At 57.1% G+C, this 15631-nt stretch carries 19 protein-coding genes; 12 read left to right on the forward strand and 7 right to left on the reverse strand.

Annotated elements, in window-relative coordinates; all coding sequences use genetic code 11:
- Positions 1 to 17: 17 nt before the first annotated feature.
- Positions 18 to 875, forward strand: a complete 858-nt coding sequence (locus DY251_RS18160; protein ID WP_116625372.1) for an alpha/beta hydrolase family protein — start codon at positions 18 to 20, stop codon at positions 873 to 875.
- Here the strand turns inward: DY251_RS18160 and DY251_RS18165 are convergent.
- From DY251_RS18165 to DY251_RS18175, 3 genes are all read right to left on the reverse strand, one after another.
- Positions 872 to 1915: a DUF1176 domain-containing protein gene (locus DY251_RS18165; RefSeq protein ID WP_116625325.1), complete on the reverse strand. Its 1044-nt coding sequence runs from the start codon at positions 1913 to 1915 to the stop codon at positions 872 to 874. The genes DY251_RS18160 and DY251_RS18165 overlap by 4 nt on opposite strands.
- Positions 1916 to 2014: 99 nt before the next feature.
- Positions 2015 to 2401 (reverse strand): hypothetical protein, encoded by a 387-nt coding sequence (locus DY251_RS18170; RefSeq protein WP_116625326.1) that lies wholly within the window; start codon positions 2399 to 2401, stop codon positions 2015 to 2017.
- A gap of 9 nt (positions 2402 to 2410) precedes the next feature.
- On the reverse strand, positions 2411 to 2641 hold the full coding sequence (locus DY251_RS18175; protein WP_245416027.1) for a DUF1289 domain-containing protein: 231 nt from the start codon (positions 2639 to 2641) through the stop codon (positions 2411 to 2413).
- Between the two features lie 97 nt (positions 2642 to 2738).
- Between DY251_RS18175 and DY251_RS18180 the strand changes: the two genes are divergently transcribed.
- Positions 2739 to 3704 carry a nicotinate-nucleotide--dimethylbenzimidazole phosphoribosyltransferase gene (locus tag DY251_RS18180; RefSeq protein WP_116625327.1) on the forward strand — a complete coding sequence of 322 codons (966 nt, stop codon included), beginning with the start codon at positions 2739 to 2741 and terminating at the stop codon, positions 3702 to 3704.
- On the opposite strand, the gene DY251_RS18185 is transcribed toward DY251_RS18180, so the two are convergent.
- Positions 3701 to 5221, reverse strand: coding sequence for a sensor histidine kinase (locus tag DY251_RS18185; protein ID WP_116625328.1), 1521 nt, complete (start codon positions 5219 to 5221; stop codon positions 3701 to 3703). The two genes, DY251_RS18180 and DY251_RS18185, sit on opposite strands and share 4 nt — an antisense overlap.
- Before the next feature lie 76 nt (positions 5222 to 5297).
- Between DY251_RS18185 and DY251_RS18190 the strand changes: the two genes are divergently transcribed.
- The 4 genes from DY251_RS18190 (at position 5298) to DY251_RS18205 (ending at position 7764) form a co-directional block, all read left to right on the forward strand.
- Positions 5298 to 5930 carry a thermonuclease family protein gene (locus tag DY251_RS18190; RefSeq protein ID WP_116625329.1) on the forward strand — a complete coding sequence of 211 codons (633 nt, stop codon included), beginning with the start codon at positions 5298 to 5300 and terminating at the stop codon, positions 5928 to 5930.
- Positions 5931 to 5973: 43 nt separating this feature from the next.
- Positions 5974 to 6585: a glutathione S-transferase gene (locus DY251_RS18195; protein ID WP_116625330.1), complete on the forward strand. Its 612-nt coding sequence runs from the start codon at positions 5974 to 5976 to the stop codon at positions 6583 to 6585.
- Positions 6582 to 7205 carry a uracil-DNA glycosylase family protein gene (locus DY251_RS18200; protein WP_116625331.1) on the forward strand — a complete coding sequence of 208 codons (624 nt, stop codon included), beginning with the start codon at positions 6582 to 6584 and terminating at the stop codon, positions 7203 to 7205. Before DY251_RS18195 ends, DY251_RS18200 begins: the two co-directional genes overlap by 4 nt.
- A gap of 67 nt (positions 7206 to 7272) precedes the next feature.
- Positions 7273 to 7764, forward strand: coding sequence for an Lrp/AsnC family transcriptional regulator (locus tag DY251_RS18205; protein WP_116625332.1), 492 nt, complete (start codon positions 7273 to 7275; stop codon positions 7762 to 7764).
- A gap of 90 nt (positions 7765 to 7854) precedes the next feature.
- Here the strand turns inward: DY251_RS18205 and DY251_RS18210 are convergent, their stop codons facing one another.
- Positions 7855 to 8739 carry an NAD(P)-dependent oxidoreductase gene (locus DY251_RS18210; RefSeq protein ID WP_281004482.1) on the reverse strand — a complete coding sequence of 295 codons (885 nt, stop codon included), beginning with the start codon at positions 8737 to 8739 and terminating at the stop codon, positions 7855 to 7857.
- 98 nt (positions 8740 to 8837) lie between these two features.
- Positions 8838 to 9092, reverse strand: a complete 255-nt coding sequence (locus DY251_RS18215) for a GlsB/YeaQ/YmgE family stress response membrane protein (RefSeq protein WP_116625334.1) — start codon at positions 9090 to 9092, stop codon at positions 8838 to 8840.
- Between the two features lie 151 nt (positions 9093 to 9243).
- Here DY251_RS18215 and DY251_RS18220 point away from each other — a divergent pair, with 151 nt between their 5' ends.
- The 4 genes from DY251_RS18220 to eno all read left to right on the forward strand — a co-directional run bounded on the left by DY251_RS18220 (position 9244) and on the right by eno (position 12933).
- A complete protein-coding gene (locus tag DY251_RS18220) occupies positions 9244 to 9741 on the forward strand; it encodes a YidB family protein (protein ID WP_116625335.1) in 498 nt (165 codons plus the stop codon).
- A gap of 69 nt (positions 9742 to 9810) precedes the next feature.
- Positions 9811 to 10704 carry a VOC family protein gene (locus DY251_RS18225; protein ID WP_137113841.1) on the forward strand — a complete coding sequence of 298 codons (894 nt, stop codon included), beginning with the start codon at positions 9811 to 9813 and terminating at the stop codon, positions 10702 to 10704.
- Positions 10701 to 11534 carry a 3-deoxy-8-phosphooctulonate synthase gene (gene kdsA / locus DY251_RS18230; protein WP_116625337.1) on the forward strand — a complete coding sequence of 278 codons (834 nt, stop codon included), beginning with the start codon at positions 10701 to 10703 and terminating at the stop codon, positions 11532 to 11534. The genes DY251_RS18225 and kdsA overlap by 4 nt, the downstream gene beginning before the upstream one ends.
- A gap of 124 nt (positions 11535 to 11658) precedes the next feature.
- On the forward strand, positions 11659 to 12933 hold the full coding sequence (gene eno / locus DY251_RS18235) for a phosphopyruvate hydratase (protein WP_116625374.1): 1275 nt from the start codon (positions 11659 to 11661) through the stop codon (positions 12931 to 12933).
- A gap of 37 nt (positions 12934 to 12970) precedes the next feature.
- Here the strand turns inward: eno and DY251_RS18240 are convergent, their stop codons facing one another.
- The gene (locus DY251_RS18240; RefSeq protein ID WP_137113842.1) at positions 12971 to 13906 is read right to left on the reverse strand and encodes a hypothetical protein; all 936 of its coding nucleotides are present in this window, start codon (positions 13904 to 13906) and stop codon (positions 12971 to 12973) included.
- Between the two features lie 192 nt (positions 13907 to 14098).
- Between DY251_RS18240 and DY251_RS18245 the strand changes: the two genes are divergently transcribed.
- Together DY251_RS18245 and pdhA are read left to right on the forward strand one after the other, a co-directional pair.
- Positions 14099 to 14410 carry an FtsB family cell division protein gene (locus DY251_RS18245; protein WP_116625375.1) on the forward strand — a complete coding sequence of 104 codons (312 nt, stop codon included), beginning with the start codon at positions 14099 to 14101 and terminating at the stop codon, positions 14408 to 14410.
- A gap of 175 nt (positions 14411 to 14585) precedes the next feature.
- Positions 14586 to 15626, forward strand: a complete 1041-nt coding sequence (gene pdhA, locus DY251_RS18250; RefSeq protein WP_116625339.1) for a pyruvate dehydrogenase (acetyl-transferring) E1 component subunit alpha — start codon at positions 14586 to 14588, stop codon at positions 15624 to 15626.
- Positions 15627 to 15631 lie beyond the last annotated feature (5 nt).

A 15631-nucleotide genomic window follows, 5' to 3' on the forward strand; every position in this document is an offset into this window, starting at 1 on the left:
GCAGGCACCCATCGCGCATGATTACACGCATTGCCACCCTCGCTGCTGCGTTCGTCCTTTTCGCATTGCCTGCGGCGGCGCAATCACTCGCGCCATACAAGGACGATCTTTTCGCCTATCCTGCAACGCTCTCGGAGGCCGATGGCGGTGCGTACCGCGTCGTGGATTACCGCGAAATGCGCGACGTCAATGAGCGCGACGAAGTGCCGGAGCGCCGCGTTCGCAAGCAATACATCTCGCTCGGCGTGCGCAGTCAGCAGCAGGAAATGAAACTCGGCACGCAGCGCTTCGTCGCTGTCGGCACGCAGCAAGGCGCGTCGATGATCGTGCTCTATCTGCACGGGCAGGGCGGCAGCCGTTCGCAAGGCGTCAACGACTTTACGTTCGGTGGCAACTTCAACCGCGTGAAGAACCTCGTCGCCAAGGCAGGAGGGCTTTATCTGTCGCCGGATTTTACAGATTTCGGCGATGGCGGCGCGGCGCAAATCGGTGCACTGATCGAACATTTCTCCGCACAGTCACCCGGCGCGCCGGTAATTGTCGCCTGTGGTTCGATGGGCGGAATGCTCTGCTGGAAACTGGCGTCGGACCCGCTAGTCGCAGAGCGTCTCGGCGGCCTTCTGCTGCTCGGTTCGCTCTGGGATGAGAGCTTTCTCAAAAGCCCCGCCTATAAGCGCAAGGTTCCCGTTTTCTTCGGTCAAGGCAGCCATGACACCGTTTTTCCAGTCGAGAAGCAGGAAGCATTTTACCGAAAAGTGCGGGGTAAATCAGGTAATTATCCTGCACGCTTCGTGCGATTTGAGAGCGGCACGCACGGCACCCCGATCCGTATGACCGACTGGCGCGAAGTCTTGAACTGGATGCTCAAATCCTAGGGTGGGCTGTCGTAGTCAACGACCGTCTGCGGATTGATCTCGCCGTCATAGCTGGCATCGACATCATATTTCACCAGCACGAAACTGCCGTTCTTGAACGCCCATGTGCCGTTCGCGGAAGCATCTCCCACGCCTCGCCATTTCGCAAATGAGGTCAGCGTATTCGTCTTGGCATCGAACTCAGGATTGACCAGTTGGTCCGCCGCCTCGAAACCGTTCACTGTAATCGAATGCACCGGGCTTTCGGTATTGCCATCCTCTTCATAGGCAATATCCATCGTGGGCATCGCGAAGCTCAATTGCCGCAAGCCGTTTAGGTCGTCCCACTGATAGAATATCGTTGAGAGATTGTACGCTCCCATTGTGCAGGCAAACCCGATCAGCCGCGTAATGCGTTCCGGGTCGCTGTCGGTATCCGACTCTTCCTTGTACTTGATCGTGTAGTCCTGAACGCCGTCTTGCGGCAGTCCGGTCTGCGTATCGATCTGGTCGCAAGTCGGCGCGTTGGTGGTAATAAACGCGCTTTTTGCCTGTGCGAGAACCGCGTCATCACCCTGCGGCTCGGCGCCACCGCAATTCGCCGGCACCGCTTCCTGCAAGCCCTTGTCGGAGCGCTTCAGCGAACCCTTTTCGATATGCAGCGGCGTGAAGTTCGCGTCCTGGATCTGCGGATTGGCCAACCTTGCAGTATAGCAACCGGCAAACACTTTCGATGATCCATCTGCCGCAAACGCCTCGATTGCCACCGGCAGATTGTAGAAGATGCTGCCTGCCGCGCCTTCGCTCTCGGTCCTGCCGAAGGCCAGGTTAATGTTCGCCGTGTCCTTGTAGCCCTTGGCAAATTCTTCAAGGTTTTTGGCCGGCTTCTGGTCGCCGTAGTAGGACCATGCCCGCGCATATTCCTTGCGGTTCACGGCATTATAGAGCGAGCGCACGACCGCCGACGCGCTGGAGCGGTCGTCCACATATGGTGCCTCCTGCGCAAAGCTGACGGAAGGCAAGGCTACCAGCCCGCACATACCCAACAATAGCTTTTTCATGAGCGAACTCCGCGATAACCGTGCCCTGAGAAGACAGGACAAAAATGGCAGGGCGGTGACGTTTGTCACGGCGCACGCGCGCAACTCTTGTGGCTGCGGTCAGCCCAAATCGATCGGACGGACGATATGCAGCTTGCCGTGAATGCCATCCGCCAGCGAAGCGGAAATCCCTGACCCTGATGCGGGTGGTGGCAAGGGGTTGTTGCGTTGGAACAGCGGTTCACCCTGATAGAGCTTGTACCCAACCACCAGCGCCAGCACGATGCCCAGCCAGATAATGATCTGGGTCAGCACATTACCGCCGAAGCGCGCGCGAGCCACCACCCCCGCACCAACGACCAGCGCAATGCTGCCAAGATAGATCACACTGGCAAAATCACCATTGCTCAGGCCGAGTGTCTGGCCGGAACCGTCGTTGAACATCAGCAGCAGCGCTGCGATGCCTAGCGCTGCCAGCACGATCCACAACAGGCGATCAGACCGCATCACATCTCCTCATGAAGCTTCGCCGCGTTCGCGTGCCATGCGCGCTCGCCGCGTTTCGCGTCTGGGCTTTCGCTCCACGGTGGCAAGCCGTGCAGGCAGTTCCTCCATTACCGCGCGTCGCCGCTCGCTGGTCATCTCAATCCAGCCTGCGATTTCGTCGCGTGTGCGCCCGCAACCGAAACAGTATCCTGTTCGGTCGTCTATGGAGCAGACGAGAATGCAGGGCGATTCAATTGCCACGCGAAGTCTCCTTTGTTTCTTCAAATGGGCCAGCTTACGGTGGGATGCAAGCGTTTGGCTATTGTGCGGCGCGGGATGCGGCGCTAATTGCCGCTCCATGAGCATCACCCTCCCGTTTGACGATTTCCGCAACTTGATCGCGCAACTGCCCGTGCCGGACCGCACAGCGGCGGAGGCGGCGCGTGCTGCGTTTGAGAAGCGCAATGCGTCTGCGTCGGGCGGCCAGATCGGCGATTTCGCGGCATGGTATGCATCAATCGCTGGAGCCTCGCGCCAAATCATGCGCCCGCAAGTGGCGATTTTCGCGGGAACGCACGGCGTTTTGCGGCATGGCATATCGCATGATCCGATCACGTCCACGACGGCGCTCGTGGAAAGTTGCGGAAACGGAACCGCCGCGATTTGCCGGATTTGCCAGACCTATGATCTCGGCTTGAAGGTTTTCGACCTGGCGCTCGACTTGCCCACGGCAGACATCACGAAGGCACCGGCATTGGATGAGCGCGCATGTGCGGCAACAATGGCCTTCGGCATGGAAGCTTTGATGGACAAGCCGGATCTGCTTTGCCTTGGCAGCTTCGGTGCGGGCGCTTCCACGGTTGCCGCAACTCTTCTTGCGGCACTGCATAGCGGACCAGCGGAGCAATGGCTGGAAGGCAGCGACGCCGACCTTCTTGAGCAGAGAACAAGCGTTGTGAATGACGTTCTGGCGCTTCATGGCCCGCATTGCGCCGATCCGCTGGAAGCGCTTTGTCGTATCGGTGGCCGCGAATTCGCGGCACTGGCGGGCGCAATTCTGGCGGCAGGCATCGAGCGCGTACCGGTCGTTCTGCATGGTCCGGCAGCCATTTCAGCGGCGGCGGTCCTCGCTGCAGTCGAACCGCGTGCTATCGCTCATTGCGCCTTGGCGGAGCGTCCATCGAATGCGCGTACCGGTAAGCTGGCAAGTGCGCTTGGTCTGCAGTCGATCTTCGATAGCGGGCTCGATGGCAACAGCGAACAACCTCTCGCCGGAGCGCTTGCCTTGGTCACGGTGAAGGCGGCAGCGGCCAGCGCGACTTAAGGTCTGCGTTGTCCCGTTGCCTTGGTTGGTAAAGCGGGCAGGGCGTCCATCACGCGCGTTGCGGGGAATATGGCGATTGCTTCCGTGCCTTCACGCAACTTCGAATGCAATTGAAACTCGCCGCCATGAACCTTCAGCAAGCCCTGTACGATCGGCAAGCCGAGGCCAGTGCCTTGCTCAGCGTTCTTGATAGCAATTGTACCTTGTCCGAAGGCTGAAAGCACAATCGGTATTTCATCGGCGGGTATGCCGGGGCCGCTGTCCTTCACCGAAACATATTGCCCGCCGCCTGCTGTCCAGCCAACGCGAACGCGAACTTCGCTGCCCGCAGGTGCAAATTTCAGCGCATTCGCCATCAGGTTGAGCGTGATCTGGCGCACTGCGCGCTCGTCTGCCAAAAGCCGGGGAAGCTTCGATTCCAGTTGCCGGATGATTTTGATGTCGCGCTTGCGAGCGCGCAGTTCCATCATGTGGCAGCATTCTTCCACCACGAAATGCAGGTTTAGCGGCTCTTCGTTGAGTTGGTAGCGCCCAGCTTCAATGCGCGAAAGATCCAGAATTTCATTGATAAGGCCGAGCAAATGCTGGCCTGATTCATGAATGTCACGCGAATAGTCGAGGTATGAGGCGTTTGTCATCGGCCCCAGCACCTCGTTCGACATAACTTCCGAGAAGCCCAGAATTGCGTTCAGCGGGGTGCGAAGCTCATGGCTCATGGAGGCGAGAAAGCGCGACTTCGCCATGTTCGCTTCTTCTGCGCGGTAGCGCGCCTCGTCAGACATCGCCTTGGCCGTTTCAAGCTCGGCGATCAACTCGTCCTTTTCTGAGCGAAACGCCAGCATCTGCAACGCGGATTTATGCATCGTGGCGGCGATGTAGGTGAAGAAAACGAGCGCGCACGCCAGCAGCGCGAACAAGATCAGCACAAGTGGTTCGGTTGAGGCGGAATAGGTCGCGCCGAAAGCCAGCACAGGCAGCGTGAACGTCGCCAACACTGCGCCGCGCAGCGAAGACGCGACGATTGCCGTCGCTGCAATAATCACCAGCAAAACAGCGGCTTTCAGCAGCGCGAGAGGATCCCCACCGCAGGTGTTGCAGGTCATGGTAACGAAATAGACCCAACTCAACCCGCTCACGAAATGTGCGAGCAAGAAGTCATGCTGGCTGACAGTAACCTTGATGTCGGTAACAACTGTGCGGGAGCAGCGACGCGCGATTACGGCCAGTGGCAGGTAACAAATCGCAGTGAGCAGCGGCCAGATGAAGAGCGTTCGATCGGCACCGTTCACCACCGCAGCAACGGTCAAAACTATGCTCAGAAATGGAACTACTGGAAAGTAATTCACCATCGCGTTGGCGTGGAGTTTTACCAGTTCCCTGTCGAACAGCGGATTGCCCGACCCTTGAGAAAGCCGTTCGCGGGTCTTTTTCACCGCATGCGCAACATCTTTATTGCGGCTCACCTTGCGGCGATCCACAACAAATTTGTCGGCAATTTCTGGGCTTTCCAGAGTCATTTAGAATTGCGATGGATCGACGAAATAAGGCCTCTCGTTCACGCTAGTGTCCAAAGCTTAAGAGACTGTTTGCCATATGAGTGAAAAGCTCTACGAAAGGTCGAAACGCCGCTTTTATCGTGACGGGCAGAGGCCATTGTGGCGCAAATTGCTCGATTATCTCATTGCAGCACTGGTTCTTTTCGCGCTGATCTTGCTGGTGGCGCGACTGGATGAAGCCAGACAGGTCACGCGCAGCGGCGCTCCAATCGTAAACGATGGCGATTCGCTCACCATGGATGGCGTGCGGATCAGGTTGTGGGGCATAGACGCGCCGGAATTCAATCAGTCCTGCACCTTGCAGGGAAAAATCTATTCGTGCGGGCAGAATTCGCGAGATGCTCTTCGGACCCTGATCAAAGGAAAAAGCGTGGATTGCAGAGGCAGCGAGCGCGACAAATATGATCGGCTTCTCGCGGTCTGCACGGTCGGAATGATCGAGATAAATGCGGCAATGGTCGAGTCCGGATGGGCCTTGTCTTATGGCGGCTATGAGGCGCTGGAAGCCAAGGCGCGTAAGGAACGGAAAGGCATCTGGGCAGGCGAATTTGAGCGCCCGCGTGACTGGCGACAAAACCCGGATCACCCGGCGAAACCAACCGACGATTTCCTTGCGGGACTTGGCGATACATTAAGACGCTGGCTTTCAAGCCTGTTGAGCCGCGGTTAGTATACGCGGTTAGTATATCAGCGTCGAATATGGAGAGATTCCCATGAAATTGTTTGATGGCGGCAAGGCTCCAAATCCGCGGCGAGTACGCGTTTTTCTGGCCGAAAAGGGTATCGAAGTGCCGCTTGTCCCAGTGGATATGGGAAGTTTAGGACATCGCGCGCCGCAAGTCGCAGAGCGCAATCCATTGCGCCGCCTGCCGGTTCTCGAGCTTGATGACGGCACGATCATCACCGAAACCATAGCAATTTGCCGGTATTTCGAAGAACTGCATCCAAAACCAGCGCTTTTCGGGGAAGGTGCGGTCGGCAAGGCTCTTGTCGAGATGTGGCAGCGTCGCATGGAGCTGAATCTATTATTGCCGGTCGGTTTCGCGTTCCGGCACACCCACCCCGCAATGAAGGATTGGGAGGTTCCGCAAGTTGCCGAGTGGGGTGAAGCAAATAAGCCCAAGGCATTGGAATTTCTTGAATTGCTGGATACCGAACTGGCACAAAGACAATTTGCAGCCGGTGATAATTACTCTGTTGCAGATATAACCGGACTGATTGCGCTCGACTTCATGAAACCCGCGCGGATCACCATCCCAGACAATTTGGCAAACGTTCGCCGCTGGTATGACGAGCTAAAGGCGAGGCCAAGCGCTAGCGCATGAACCGCGAGATCCAACTTCAGGAGCTATCGGCGCGGGCGCGAAACTGTCGGATATGTATTGAACATCCAATAGGAAACCCGCTTCCGCATGAGCCTAGACCGGTATTCACTGTATCGACAAAAGCGAAAATTCTGATTGCCGGACAAGCGCCCGGAACGAAGGTTTACGAGAGCGGCGTACCCTTTCAAGATCGCTCAGGTGATACGCTACGCAAATGGCTTGGGGTCGATCGGCCAACATTCTACGACCCTACGAAATTCGCCATTCTTCCAATGGGCTTCTGCTTTCCCGGTCAGGACAAAAAGGGTTCAGACCTGCCTCCGCGACCGGAATGCGCACCAGCATGGCGGCAGCAATTTCTTGACCTCATGCCAGAACTGAAATTGCTGCTGGTAATCGGGCAGTACGCGCAAGCATGGCATCTGGGGCCAAACCGCCGCAAAACGCTGACAGAGACAGTTGCCGATTGGCGCAACATTTATGATCAAACGGAAAACCCAAAAATTCTTGCTATGCCTCACCCATCATGGCGCAGCGGGATTTGGATCAAGAAGAACCCGTGGTTCGAAACCGATTTGCTACCCATGCTCGCTAGGACGGTTAGAAATCTTATCGAGTAGAAAATTTTTCTTGAATTGAGGCATAAAATCAGATCATAACGCGAATATATTCTAAGTGGAGCGTTAAATGGACCGCCTCGACCGCAAAATCCTTCGCCTCTTGCAAGAGGACGCAACATTGGCGGTGGCCGATATTGCGAAGAAAGTCGGCCTTTCCACAACGCCCTGCTGGCGGCGCATCCAGAAGCTGGAAGAAGAAGGCGTTATCAAGCGCAGGGTAGCGGTTCTCGATCCGGAAAAGATCAATGTTCGGGTCACGGTTTTCGTAGCGATCAGAACCAATTCGCATAGTCTGGAATGGCTTCGCAGGTTCTCGGAAGTTATTCAGGAATTCCCAGAAGTTGTTGAATTTTATCGCATGTCCGGCGAAGTGGATTACCTGCTGCGGGTGGTCGTTCCAGATATTGCGGCTTATGACGCGTTTTATAAGCGCATGATCGCGAAAATCGAGATCCGAGATGTCTCATCATCGTTCGCGATGGAGCAGATAAAATACACTACGCAGATGCCGCTGGATTACATGGTTTTGGACAGAGAGAGCGCTTCCAACTCCGTTTAGCGCGTATAAACTACCCATTTTCTGACGCAAAATCGGTCAAATCGGGGAAAATACGCCCGTAAAAATCCGATTTTGCGCCGAAAACTGGCGCTATTTTTCCAAACGAGCAAGCAATGAGGACGTATCCCAGCGCTTGCCGCCCATGCCCTGCACGTCCTTGTAGAACTGATCGACCAGCGCCGTGACGGGCAGCTTTGCACCGTTGTTGTCAGCCTCGGCGAGGCAGATACCGAGGTCTTTGCGCATCCAGTCAACCGCGAAGCCGAAATCATATTTTCCGGCATTCATGGTCTTATGGCGATTTTCCATCTGCCACGAACCGGCGGCACCTTTGGAAATGACATCGATGACTTTTTCAATGTCCAGACCAGCCTTTTTGCCGAAATGGATACCCTCGGCCAAGCCTTGAACCAGTCCTGCAATGCAGATCTGGTTGATCATCTTGGTCAATTGGCCGGAACCGGCAGGCCCCATCAAGCCAACCATGCGCGCAAAGGCGGAAATCACGGGTTTGGCGCGCTCGAAATCTTTCTCATCGCCGCCGACCATGACAGTCAGAACACCGTTTTCGGCGCCGGCCTGACCACCGGAAACGGGCGCATCCAGAAAACCGAATCCACCGGCTTTCGCGGCCTCATCAAGTTCGCGGGCGACCGTGGCAGAAGCGGTGGTGTTGTCTACAAAGATGGCACCCTTCGACATGGCGGAAAAAGCACCGTTCTTACCGATAGTGACGGAGCGCAGATCATCGTCGTTTCCGACGCAGGAGAAAACGAAATCCTTGCCTTTCGCAGCTTCGGCAGGCGTTTTTGCAAAGGTGCCACCATGCTCCGCGACCCATTTCTCGGCCTTTTCGGTGGTACGGTTATAGACCGTTACGTCATGGCCACCTTTATTCTTGAGATGGGCCGCCATCGGATAGCCCATTACACCCAATCCCAGAAACGCGACCTTCGCCATATCCAACCTGCCAATTGTCTTATTGAGTCTGCAAAAAGGTCTACACCGGACAATGCGCCCGGTGCCAGACCTTCACGATTTCAGGAGTTAAAGAATGACTGGCCCAGAAGGGGTCAGAGTCGTTTGCCAGTGATCTGATGATAACCCCAGATGGCGATCATAGCGCCTATGACAGCAACGACGAGGCTCCAGAGATTAAACCCGGTGACGCCAACGCCTAGCACTGCGCTGAAGATAAAGCCGCCGACGATAGCGCCAACAATTCCGAGAACGATGTCCATCAGCAGACCTTGGCCGCCGGCGCCCATCAAACGGCTGCCGATGAAGCCTGCAATCAGGCCGAGCAAAATCCAAGCAATGATACCCATTTTCCGCACCCTTCATATTTCAGACATACCCTAGGTTTTGGATGCTTTCACAACGATCTGCGGAACGCAACTGCAGATGGAAGCGTTGTGAGCCGTGGTTTTCATTCTGCCGCCAGCGACCGCGAGGCGGCGTGTTTCAGGGAGAGCATAAATGGGACTGTTTGACGACGCCGTGCCGGGCGGAAACATTACGAAGCCCCTGCTGATCGCGCTTGGCGCATTGCTGGCTGGCAAGATGCTTTCCGGTGGCCAAAAGGAAGATGAGCCGGAAGCGGAGCCGAAGGAATTGCCGCGCCAAACCTCGCCGCAAAACAACACCACCGCACAGACGGAGCCGGGCCAAGGCGGTTTGCTGGAAGGCGGTCTCGGCGGACTGCTGGAGCGTCTCGCCAAGAACGGGCAGGGCGATGTGGCCGATAGCTGGGTTAAGACCGACAGGCAAAATGCACCAATCGCGCCGCAGGACCTCGGCAAGGCAATTGGCGGCAGAATGCTTTCCGAACTTTCCAGACGGACAGGCATTCCGGAAGATCAGCTGCTGGACCAGCTTTCCAAGGCGCTGCCGGGCATTGTGGACAAGCTGACGCCGAACGGAAGCGTTCCAAGCTCCGATCAGGTGGCGGGACAGTTTCGCAACAATCCCTGGTGATGGAATTTTGCGGATAAGCGGTTGAATGACGCGCGGCTCGCAGTAGAAGCTGCTTGCGAGAGGTGCAAAATGTCTACCGCCTATTCACTCGATCATCTCGTTCTGCCGGTTGCGAATCTGGACGAGGCGCAACGCAGATACCGAGCGCTTGGCTTCACGGTGGCGCCGGTTGGAGTTCATCCGTTCGGCACGGCAAATTGCTGCGTTTATCTCGAAGACGGAACGTTTCTTGAGCCGCTGGCTGTCGCGGACGCGGACGCGGCGGCGCAAGCTGTAGATGAGGGCAACGGCTTCGTTACGGGCGACCGAATCTTCCGGGATCGGGCAGGTGACGAGGGTTTCTCCGCAATCGTGCTCGGCACTGCGGATGCGAAAGCCGACGACAAACGGTTCGTAGATGCGGGTATTTCCAGCGGCAAAATTCTCGATTTTTCGCGCGATGTGATCGACAAAACCGGCAAGACCGGCACAGCCGCATTTCGACTGGCGTTTGCGCGCGATCTCCAATCGCCCGCGCCGTATTTCTTCACCTGCCAGCGCGTCAAAACGCCGAAGGTGGACCGCGCAGCGCTCCAGCACCATCGTAATCGGGTCAGCGGATTGCGGCGGATCGTATTGGCCTCGCCCGAGCCTCGCACGCATTCAGCGTTTCTGGAGACGTTTTTCGATGCCCCTATCGGTGGCACGAATGATGGCGGCGGCCTTCTGTTGAAACTGCTGAATGTGGCGGTCGAGATCGTGACGCCCCAAAGTTTTGCGCGAGATTGGGGGCTTGATGAACACAGCCACGACAGCGCCGAGGGGCTTCATCCAGTAGCGGTGTTATTTTCTGCGCCGGACATTGAAGCGTTGACCAGTCTTTTCAAGGCCGATGGGATAACCTATGTGGCGCATGACAACGCACTTGTCGTGCCGCCCACAACAGGGCAGGGCGCGCATTTCATTTTCGAGGCCAGCGCATGACCAAGCCAAACCATTCGGTGACAATCGGCAATGTGACCTTTGCCAATGAAGCGCCGCTCGCGCTTATCGCCGGGCCGTGCCAACTCGAATCGCGGCAGCACGCATTCGATATGGCTGGCGCGCTGAAAGAACTCACCGAAAAGCTCGGCATCGGGCTGGTGTATAAATCCAGCTATGACAAGGCGAACCGCACCTCGCTCGGCGCAACGCGCGGCGCGGGACTGGATGCCTCGCTGCCGATTTTCGCTGATCTGCGCAAGGAGTTTGGCCTGCCGATCATCACAGACGTGCACACCGAGGAGCACTGCGCCGTCGTGGCCGAAGTGGTGGACGTACTGCAAATACCGGCATTTCTTTCGCGCCAGACAGACATGCTCGTGGCAGCGGCAAAAACCGGCAAGGTCGTGAACGTGAAGAAGGGCCAGTTCCTCGCGCCCTGGGACATGAAGAATGTCGTGTCGAAGATTACGGGTTCAGGCAATCCGAACGTGCTGGTGACGGAACGCGGCGCGTCGTTTGGCTACAACACACTGGTGTCGGATATGCGCGCACTGCCCATAATGGCTGAGATTGGCGCGCCGGTGATATTCGACGCAACGCATTCGGTGCAGCAGCCGGGCGGTCAGGGCGGCTCCTCCGGCGGCGAGCGGCGGTTTGTGAAAACGCTGGCTTCGGCGGCGGTCGCGGCTGGCGTTGCAGGTGTATTTATCGAGACGCATGACGATCCCGATAACTCGGCGTCTTCGGATGGACCGAATATGGTGCCGCTGAAAGACATGCCCGAACTGCTGGAAAAGCTGATCGCATTCGACCGCATCGCAAAGGGCTGATGCGGGCGTTTGATACTGACAGTTGTCGAGCATCTTCCCCAAACAGAACCGCCAAGCCCGTTGCCTTTTCCCGCGCTTCCGCTAAGAGAGGCGGACTTTCTAGCCATACATGCAGGAGCGCACCATGACCGCAATCATTGACATTGTCGGCCGCGAAATTCTGGACAGCCGCGGCAACCCGACCGTCGAAGTCGATGTCGTGCTCGAAGACGGATCCATGGGCCGCGCAGCAGTGCCGTCAGGCGCATCGACCGGAGCGCATGAGGCCGTAGAGCTTCGCGACGGCGGAAAGCGCTACCTCGGCAAGGGCGTGGAGAAGGCCGTTGAAGCGGTCAATGGCGAGATTTTTGAAGCGATCGGCGGCATGGAGGCTGAAAACCAGCTTCACATCGACCAGACAATGATCGAGCTGGACGGCACGCCGAACAAGAGCCGCCTTGGCGCCAATGCGATTCTCGGCGTTTCTCTGGCTGTAGCGAAGGCTGCGGCAGAAGCTTCGGGCCTGCCGCTCTATCGCTATGTGGGCGGGCCGAACGCGCGCGTGCTGCCGGTGCCGATGATGAACATCATCAATGGCGGCGTGCATGCCGACAACCCGATCGACTTCCAGGAATTCATGATTATGCCGGTTGGCGCGACGAGCATTCGCGAAGCCGTGCGTTGGGGCTCGGAGATTTTCCACACACTCAAGAAGGGTTTGAAGGACGCCGGACACAACACCAATGTTGGCGACGAAGGCGGCTTTGCGCCGAACCTGAAGAGCGCACAGGCCGCGCTGGACTTCATTATGGGGTCCATCGAAAGGGCTGGTTACAAGCCAGGCGAGGAAGTCGCTATCGGTCTGGATTGCGCTTCGACCGAATTCTTCAAGGACGGCGCATACGTCTATGAGGGTGAGAAGAAAACGCGCGATCCCAAGACGCAGGCAAAATATCTCGCAAAGCTGGCCGCAGACTATCCGATCATCTCCATCGAGGACGGCATGGCCGAAGACGATTGGGACGGCTGGAAGATCGTGACCGACATGATCGGCAAGAACGTGCAGCTCGTTGGCGACGATCTGTTCGTGACAAATTCGGCGCGCCTGCGCGACGGCATCAAGATGGGTGTCGCGAACTCGATCCTGGTGAAGGTGAACCAGATTGGATCGCTGTCGGAAACGCTGGATGCAGTCGAAACCGCGCACAAGGCGAGCTATACGGCAGTGATGTCGCACCGCTCGGGCGAAACCGAAGATTCCACGATCGCAGACCTCGCCGTTGCGACCAATTGCGGACAGATCAAGACAGGCTCGCTGGCGCGCTCGGACCGGCTTGCAAAGTACAATCAGCTGATCCGCATCGAGGAAGAGCTTGGCAAGGCAGCGGTTTACGCTGGCCGTTCGATCCTGCGGGGTTGATTTATTGACATGGTGCCGGCGGAAAACGCCGCTGGCACTATGTGTTGTTGCCGAGCCAGTTCGCGTGGCTGATGGACGCGAGGCGATAGCCGCCATTGCGGCAAATCTGATCATATGCGCGGAAACGCGCAATCGGCAGGCACGCAAAGCGGCGCTTGGCCAGCGGCGCATCCGACCTGTAGGCAACTACCGCATGTTCATTATGGCCGATTGCCTGCACAAACAGGCTGGCATCGGTGTAGCGGTCGACCATTGTAGCCATGGAGGCGGGCATACCAGCATTCAGTCCGCCGGGAGCTTCGATCATCTGATCGCCTTCGCCCGGTTCCCAAACCGCAGCATAATGGGCACCTGATGGCCCGTAACGGTCCACAGCCGCGATACGCAATCCGCGCTCACGCTGGCGGCGATCCAGCGACATCAGCTCGGACCAGCCCATATTCCACGCAACAGGTTGGGCGCGGGTCATGCCCGGCTCCCACACAGCGTTGAAATTGCGGTGACGGCGATTGAGCGAGGCGAGGCGATAGCCCTGCCGAAGCATATCCTCATGGCGGCGCTTGAACGCGCCTGCATCGGCCGTGATCTGCCAGACATTGCCGGGAGCTTCGTTTTGCACAAAGGCCACGGACCACGGCTCAAAGAACCGGCCGGAGCCAAAAATATCAACGGGATGGAAGCCATCTTGCGCGTGCTGTGCAATTACGTGCTGCAATTGCTCGAAAGTATGCACATTGGTTTCGAAGCGACCGGCGCGGGTATCCTCGACCCACATGCCGAACAAACCAACGCCAGCTTCCTCACCACGCGCGCGGCTGCGATACGGCATTGCATCTTCAGGCAACGCCGAATCATTGTCATATTCATTGGCAATACCAACACGTCCGTATGCGGCCTCGCGATCTTGCGGACCCGTTTGCGAACCTTGCTTTATAGCCAAATTTCCTTTGAAGCCCGGACTCTTTTGGTCCATGACAGCCCCGTCAACTCCCAACCACACCCGGTTATGATTCTGCATCAAATTCATAGTTAATGAAAGGTGTCCGCAGCCCTAATTGCACAATATTTTTGCGCCGCAGCACAAACGCTCTGATCAAAAAATCGGGAGGAGCGTAACCGTCCATTAAGCATGGCGGAGCCAGATATAGGCATGAAGAATGCGCAGATGTGGACGAGACAGCACAAGCAACGAAACACGGGGCGGTTGATCGTGCCCGCCATCACGATTGTGTTTCTGAGCTATTTCGGATTTCATGCCTATCACGGCGAATATGGCATCTATTCCAAGTACCAGCTTGAAGGGCATATCGTGGAACTCGGCGAAAAGCTGAAAACCACAACGGCGCAGCGCGTGGCACTGGAACGCAGGGTTCAGATGTTGCGCGAAGGGACGATCGAAAAGGACATGCTGGACGAGTTTGCGCGCAGGGAACTCGATTACAGTCGCCCCAACGAACTGATCGTAACGCTGCAATGATTAACTGAAATCTAGTTAATCGGCTAGTTTATCAGCGATAATAACAGTTTAGGCGCAAGGCAGCCATGCATTTTTCCGCATGGACGACGCCACGTTTTCCAGATAGCGTTTGCGGCAACAGGGGAGGGATTTACATCTCCCCAAAGTCCGTCAGAGACGAATTAGGGAGAGACGTATGGCATCAGCCGCCAAGCGCGCGCCGGCTAAGAAAGCTGACGCAAAGCCAGGGACAAATCCCACCACACCCAAGCCGGTCGAATTCAACAAGCAACAGGAGCTTGACGCGTATCGCGCGATGCTTCTGATCCGGCGTTTCGAGGAAAAGGCCGGGCAACTTTACGGCATGGGGTTCATTGGCGGTTTCTGCCACCTCTATATCGGTCAGGAAGCGGTTGTTACCGGCCTGAAAATGTCGCTGATCGAAGGCGATCAGATGATCACCGGCTATCGCGATCACGGTCACATGCTGGCGATGGACATGTCGGCGCGCGGCGTGATGGCGGAGCTGACCGGACGCAAGGGCGGCTTGTCGAAAGGCAAGGGCGGCTCCATGCACATGTTCTCCAAAGAGAAGCACTTCTACGGCGGCCACGGCATCGTCGGCGCGCAGGTTTCGCTGGGAACCGGTCTGGCTTTCGCAAACAAGTATCGCAAGAACAACAATGTGGCGCTGGCGTTCTTTGGTGACGGCGCAGCGAATCAGGGCCAGGTTTACGAGAGCTTCAACATGGCCGCTCTCTGGAAACTGCCGGTTATCTATGTGATCGAGAACAACCGGTACGCAATGGGCACGGCGGTGTCGCGCTCGTCTGCGGAGACGGATTTCTCGCATCGCGGTATTTCGTTCAAGATTCCGGGCATTCAGGTGGACGGCATGGACGTGCGCGCCGTGAAGGCCGCGGCGGATCTGGCGACGGAATGGTGCCGCTCGGGCAAAGGGCCAATCATTCTCGAAATGCTGACCTATCGCTATCGCGGCCACTCAATGTCTGACCCCGCCAAATATCGCACCAAGGAAGAGGTGCAGAAGATGCGCTCGGAGCATGACCCGATCGAGCAGGTGAAAGCGCGCCTGTTTGAGAAGAAGTGGGCCAGCGAGGAAGAGCTCAAAGAGATAGACAAGGAAGTGCGCGACATCGTGGCCGATGCAGTAGACTTCGCCCAAACCGATCCCGAGCCGGATGCATCCGAGCTTTGGACCGATATTACACTTTAAGGAAG

Source organism: Mesorhizobium denitrificans, assembly GCF_003403035.1.
Lineage (GTDB): Bacteria > Pseudomonadota > Alphaproteobacteria > Rhizobiales > Rhizobiaceae > Mesorhizobium_G > Mesorhizobium_G denitrificans.

Bases quoted from the DNA above. Each gene is read 5' to 3' on its own strand.
- DY251_RS18170 (WP_116625326.1), bottom strand. From the start codon at position 2,401: ATGCGGTCTGATCGCCTGTTGTGGATCGTGCTGGCAGCGCTAGGCATC.
- DY251_RS18245 (WP_116625375.1), top strand. From the start codon at position 14,099: ATGTGGACGAGACAGCACAAGCAACGAAACACGGGGCGGTTGATCGTG.
- DY251_RS18185 (WP_116625328.1), bottom strand. From the start codon at position 5,221: ATGACTCTGGAAAGCCCAGAAATTGCCGACAAATTTGTTGTGGATCGC.
- DY251_RS18200 (WP_116625331.1), top strand. From the start codon at position 6,582: ATGAACCGCGAGATCCAACTTCAGGAGCTATCGGCGCGGGCGCGAAAC.
- DY251_RS18195 (WP_116625330.1), top strand. From the start codon at position 5,974: ATGAAATTGTTTGATGGCGGCAAGGCTCCAAATCCGCGGCGAGTACGC.
- DY251_RS18215 (WP_116625334.1), bottom strand. From the start codon at position 9,092: ATGGGTATCATTGCTTGGATTTTGCTCGGCCTGATTGCAGGCTTCATC.
- DY251_RS18205 (WP_116625332.1), top strand. From the start codon at position 7,273: ATGGACCGCCTCGACCGCAAAATCCTTCGCCTCTTGCAAGAGGACGCA.
- eno (WP_116625374.1), top strand. From the start codon at position 11,659: ATGACCGCAATCATTGACATTGTCGGCCGCGAAATTCTGGACAGCCGC.
- pdhA (WP_116625339.1), top strand. From the start codon at position 14,586: ATGGCATCAGCCGCCAAGCGCGCGCCGGCTAAGAAAGCTGACGCAAAG.
- DY251_RS18240 (WP_137113842.1), bottom strand. From the start codon at position 13,906: ATGGACCAAAAGAGTCCGGGCTTCAAAGGAAATTTGGCTATAAAGCAA.
- DY251_RS18180 (WP_116625327.1), top strand. From the start codon at position 2,739: ATGAGCATCACCCTCCCGTTTGACGATTTCCGCAACTTGATCGCGCAA.
- DY251_RS18165 (WP_116625325.1), bottom strand. From the start codon at position 1,915: ATGAAAAAGCTATTGTTGGGTATGTGCGGGCTGGTAGCCTTGCCTTCC.
- kdsA (WP_116625337.1), top strand. From the start codon at position 10,701: ATGACCAAGCCAAACCATTCGGTGACAATCGGCAATGTGACCTTTGCC.
- DY251_RS18190 (WP_116625329.1), top strand. From the start codon at position 5,298: ATGAGTGAAAAGCTCTACGAAAGGTCGAAACGCCGCTTTTATCGTGAC.
- DY251_RS18160 (WP_116625372.1), top strand. From the start codon at position 18: ATGATTACACGCATTGCCACCCTCGCTGCTGCGTTCGTCCTTTTCGCA.
- DY251_RS18220 (WP_116625335.1), top strand. From the start codon at position 9,244: ATGGGACTGTTTGACGACGCCGTGCCGGGCGGAAACATTACGAAGCCC.
- DY251_RS18225 (WP_137113841.1), top strand. From the start codon at position 9,811: ATGTCTACCGCCTATTCACTCGATCATCTCGTTCTGCCGGTTGCGAAT.